The organism is Candidatus Desulfatibia sp., assembly GCF_036446775.1.
In the GTDB taxonomy this organism is placed as follows: Bacteria; Desulfobacterota; Desulfobacteria; order Desulfobacterales; family UBA11574; genus Desulfatibia_A.
This window is the reverse complement of record NZ_JAZFTO010000178.1, coordinates 1-4,034: the sequence shown is the minus strand read 5'-3', so window position 1 is coordinate 4,034 and position 4,034 is coordinate 1. Positions and strand designations below refer to the sequence as shown.

The 4,034-nt window shown below is 46.5% G+C and carries 4 protein-coding genes; 2 read left to right on the top strand and 2 right to left on the bottom strand.

Annotation, left to right across the window (positions count from 1 at the left end; all coding sequences use genetic code 11):
• Window positions 1-309, top strand: a 309-nt coding sequence (locus V3S16_RS08785; RefSeq protein WP_413884306.1) for a hypothetical protein, incomplete at its 5' end; no start/stop codon positions are given.
• Window positions 310-321: 12 nt separating this feature from the next.
• A complete protein-coding gene (locus tag V3S16_RS08780; RefSeq protein WP_413884305.1) occupies window positions 322-1,314 on the top strand; it encodes a S1C family serine protease in 993 nt (330 codons plus the stop codon).
• A 558-nt stretch (window positions 1,315-1,872) separates the two neighbouring features.
• On the opposite strand, the gene mltF is transcribed toward V3S16_RS08780, so the two are convergent.
• Window positions 1,873-3,321: a membrane-bound lytic murein transglycosylase MltF gene (gene mltF / locus V3S16_RS08775; RefSeq protein WP_413884304.1), complete on the bottom strand. Its 1,449-nt coding sequence runs from the start codon at window positions 3,319-3,321 to the stop codon at window positions 1,873-1,875.
• Between the two features lie 282 nt (window positions 3,322-3,603).
• Window positions 3,604-3,822 (bottom strand): hypothetical protein, encoded by a 219-nt coding sequence (locus V3S16_RS08770; protein ID WP_413884303.1) that lies wholly within the window; start codon window positions 3,820-3,822, stop codon window positions 3,604-3,606.
• Window positions 3,823-4,034: the final 212 nt, after the last annotated feature.

Below are 4,034 nucleotides of genomic sequence, written 5' to 3'. Positions count from 1 at the left end.
GAAGTAACTTCCAAGTCCCTCATGAAAGACTACATGGCTTCGACTTCGGCTGGAGACGCCGTAAGCGACGAACAGCATGTCGAGCAGGGAATAAAGACCGTCGTAAACCAAACGTTAAGCGGTGTGTCTGTTGTGGATAGGTGCTCCGACAAGGAAAATAAGACTTACTATTCTCTTGTGAGCATGGACTTCAACCGCTTCAAAGACGCCCTTGAAAAGAGCAAGGAACTCAGCGAAAGAGTTAAAGCGCACGTAAAAAAGAACGCGGACAAGGTTTTTGACGATCTTAAGAAAGAAACCGGCAACTGAATATCGGCTGTAATGAAGACGATTGTTTTAGCTGTTTGCGCTTTTATTGCGGTTGCAACTTTTAAAATAACCCCTGTTTTTGCCCTTGAGCCGCTGGAAATCTACCGCGAAAAGTCTCCTTCCGTCGTACTTATATACGCCAAGGTGTCGCAGCGGATGTCGAAGGGCGGCTCCGGCTTTTTTATCGGACCCGACGGCCTTATTTTGACAAACGCACATGTTGTTACCGACAAGAACAACCGGCCCCTCACGAAAATCAGCGTCTATCTGAAGCCGGACAGGGTAACGGGCGATTTAAAACACGACCTCACACGGCGATATACCGCGCACATAGTCAAATACATCCGCTCGATAGACATTGCGGTGTTGAAAATCGATGGCTATTCGGGTTCCGAACGTCCCCTGCGTCTTACCGATTCGGAAAAGACTGAAATAGGCCAGCGCGTTGTGGCAATCGGCCATCCGGAACAGGGCGGGCTTTGGACGCTTACCACCGGAACGATTAGCTCGCGGAAAATGAACATCGGCGGGGTTTCCGGAAAGCACATGTTCCAGACGGAGGCCAGCATCAATCACGGAAACTCCGGCGGCCCGCTTATCGACAGCGACGGCTTTGTAGTAGGCATGAACACTAGCACATCGAGAATTTCGAGCGACGGCACGGCGATAGTGGGTGTAAACTTCGCATTGCAAGCGAATGTGTTATCGAACTGGCTGAACCGGGAAGGTTTTGGAATAGATACCGCACGCGCTCCAAAGGCGAAACCGCGCAAAAAGGAAGCTGCCAAAAAAGAACCGGAAAAGTCCGCGCCAAAGCCCCCGCCAAAAGTTAAAGAAATAAAACCTGTAAAAACCGCCGAAACGAAAACAGAAGCAAAGCCGGAAAAAGAGGGGAAGATAATTACTCCCGAAAAGCCCTACGACTGGCAAAGCCTTGAAGCAACCGTCGCGGAGATGGAAGATATGATGGAAGACATGAAAGGTAAGATACGCGGCAAATTCTAGCGGCCACGTAAAGACCGCGAATAGCTTTTGGCATTTTATTTAAACGGTTTCCACTTCAGTAAGTTTTTTCTTTTACCGGCCCGTCCGCCTTCGCTAAAGCTTGCGCCTGCGGCTGGAGCCTTCGGTCCGCCGCGCCGAAGCGCTTTGTCCGCGCAGACGGGCGGCAGACCACGGCGCGACAGGCCAAGCAGTAGTTAACGAATCCGAATGGATTCGTATAACGAAGGCTGGTGGAGCAGAGGGGGATCGGCCACTCTCGCGTCGGCGTCCATGCCGCCGCTCCCTCGGCCCCGATGCGCTCACTAAGCGAACATCGTGTTCGCTTGCGCTCCCTGATCGGTCGCGCCGTTCGCTTACCTTCGATCCCCGTCATTGAACTCACCAAAAAATAAAAAATGTCCCCGATGGGGATTTTTTATTTTTTGGTGGAGCAGAGGGGGATCGAACCCCTGATATTACACACTAACATCTAATTAAATCAATCGCATAACCCTGAAAATAGGCCTAAAAAACCGTGTGTGAACCGTGTGTGGAATGGACAAAAAGGTTTTTTGGCTATCAACCTTCGTCACCTTTCGTCTCTTTCTCGGTTGTACTGGTTTCAACCTCAGGTTCTTCCATTTCCTTTAGAATATTATAATAACTCCGCGCTCTTTTCACGTAGATGACAGGCTCAAGACCCCGAGCGTATCCGTGCGGCAGTTTCCTGTAGTATTTCTTTTTGGATAGAAGGGGCAAAACGCTCTTAACGTCCGCCCACGAGTTTGGATTTTTCTCCTTCCAAACGGCAAGAGCTCGGGCATCCCTCAAATGAGAGTAGCCGACGTTGTAAGAAGCCATGGCCATCCATGTCCGGTCCGGCTCTTCTATATAAGCCGGGATGCGGTCCAAAACCTTTTTCAAGTACTTGGCGCCTCCGTCAATACTTTGTTTTGGATCCATGCGGTCATTAACTCCCATGGCCTTTGCGGTTGACTGGGTTAACATCATCATTCCCCTTACGCCCGTGGGGCTCTTTGCTTTTGGGTCCCAGTGGCTCTCCTGGTAGGAAACCGCCGCAAGGAATTTCCAGGCGAAACCGTATTTACGCGCTGCCTCTTTGAACAAATCCGCGTAATCTGGAAGCCGCTCGTCTATTCTTCTATAAAAGACCTTTATGTCGTAATAATCGAACTTGGAAATATGACCATAGTATCGTTCGATGATGGAATTAAGGGCCCCGGACTTTTCAATCTTCTCATGCCAGTTGGCCATTTGCTTTTGGAGGGGCCCCATCTTTTCAGGCAACATCCAGGCAAGCTCATCTTCCTCTTCGAACTCGAAGGCCCGTACGAGTTCCGGAAAATACCTCCGGTGGATTTTAAAAATGTTAGAATCCGACAGTGTGCAATCCACGTTGCCCTCTTCCACCTCTTTAAGGATTTCCTCCGTGGATAAATTGGATGTCGTTTCCCACTCCAGCCCACGATATTTATTTGCATACTTTGTCAGTCGTTCCTCGTAACTGCTGTTTCCTATTATAAGTATCGAATGGTCTTGAAGGCTCTCTATATCTTTCACGCTAGCATCTTTATTGCAAACCACCTGTTGTTTTATACTTTGATAGACTGGGCCAAAAATGAATTTCTCTTTTCTTTTCTTAGTTTTACTAAGCCCCGCCGCAGCAAAATGGCCCTCATTACTCTCCAGCGCATCGAGGATACTTTTTACACTATCCAAGACTTTGAATTTTGCCTCAACTCCCAGATATTTGGCAAAACTCTCGGCAAGATCGTGTTCAAAACCTTCAGACTCACCCCTTTTATTCTCGTAATGCGTGGTGGCGGCATTACGTGTGAGGATAACGATCTCCCCCTTTTTTTTAATATCCTTAAGCGTAACCGGTTTTTCACATGAACTGACAAATGCAACGGTTAAGAGTAGCAACACGGCAAATCTATATGCAACTTTTCTAGGTATTATGGCAATATCCTCCTTCTCGCCTCCATTATAACCTAGATTTAGCAAGAGAATTAGCGAATTTCAAAGATAGGAAAGCTAAAAAAACTATCTGAAAGTCTCAAGGTAAATAGAAAATATGGTTGAATTTATTTGTAAAAAAACTCCGCTGCTCATCTAATACAGCCTGATACTATATATCCAAAAAATCATTGACCCACCGAACCTCTTACTACCTGGATTCCAATCAGGCATTTGATGCTGGTTGAGAGTAAAAACCGCGACTTCAAGCCCCAGGAAATCAGCAAAAAAAAGAAGGGTAGAAAACTACCCTCTTGTAAAACTCAACCTTTAATCATCAAGGAAAGAGTACATATTTAAATAGCCTTCAGGAAGTTCCTTATTTTTTGGCCTAAACAGAGCCTTCCAAAAACTTTCTTTTTCTGCTATTGCATAGACATAAGGTCCCAGTTTTTCGTACGCTTCCCATGGAATTTTATAGCCTCTCTTCTTTCCCATAACTTTGAGAATTCTGTCAAATATGTTTTCTTTAGGCAGCTTAATTGTCATGTCTTTACCTGAATAAAATGAGTTGGAAAAAAGAAGGGTAGAAAACTACCCTCCCTGTTACCATTATGCCAGTTCTGGAGCAGGTTCTTCTGACTTCTCCTTTCCGTTTATTTCCTTCTTTACCTCTTCTTCCTCTTCCTCACTGTCGATCCAGGCACAAAACAACACTCCACCTATCGCTCCAGCAACAAACCAAAGTACATTTTCTGAGT

Bases quoted from the DNA above. Each gene is read 5' to 3' on its own strand.
- V3S16_RS08780 (WP_413884305.1), top strand. From the start codon at position 322: ATGAAGACGATTGTTTTAGCTGTTTGCGCTTTTATTGCGGTTGCAACT.
- V3S16_RS08770 (WP_413884303.1), bottom strand. From the start codon at position 3,822: ATGACAATTAAGCTGCCTAAAGAAAACATATTTGACAGAATTCTCAAA.